The following is a 560-nucleotide window of genomic DNA, read 5'->3' as shown; positions in this document are numbered from 1 at the left end:
AATATCTTTTTCTTTGAATCCAAAAGTTGTTGCTAATACAAGTCTACCTTCTGTTTCAATAATTTTCAACATGTCTTTTTCGTCAATACTATTAAATGGAGTAGCATGTTGATAATCACCACGGATCACACAAATATCTTCAACGATCTGATTATTGATAGCCTTCATCATATCGCTTGTAGGTAATTCTGTCTTAATGTTATTGTCATATAACATGTAAGTAGCTTTAAAGTTTCTCATCTCTTTTAAATATTCAATCGTATTTTGTTGTGCAGCGATAGATTCCTTAATAGTAGGTAAAATTCCTACAAGGATGAATCGTTTTGTTGGATAAACTCTTGAAAGAATATCAGTTAGTACAGGTGACATACCAGACCCTGTACCACCACCAGTAGATGAAACAACGAAAATAACTTCGTTGTTCACAATTAGATCAGTAAACACTTTTTCATTTAAAAGTGTTTTAGCTGATCTTTGAATAAATTCTTTTGCAATTCTTCTATCTTTACCAGCTCCTTTCTCATCACCGATAACGATAGAAGGTACAGAATTTACTGTAG

1 protein-coding gene is annotated in these 560 nt (G+C 32.1%); it reads right to left on the bottom strand.

Annotation, left to right across the window (positions count from 1 at the left end; translation table 11 throughout):
• The coding region (locus ETC00_RS19580) for a tubulin-like doman-containing protein (protein ID WP_216369604.1) at positions 1-560 on the bottom strand (560 nt) is incomplete at both ends.

This window comes from Brevibacillus sp. MCWH (assembly GCF_013096935.1).
Taxonomy (GTDB): Bacteria; Bacillota; Bacilli; order Brevibacillales; family Brevibacillaceae; genus Brevibacillus; species Brevibacillus aydinogluensis.
This window is presented reverse-complemented; position numbering and strand designations above follow the sequence as displayed.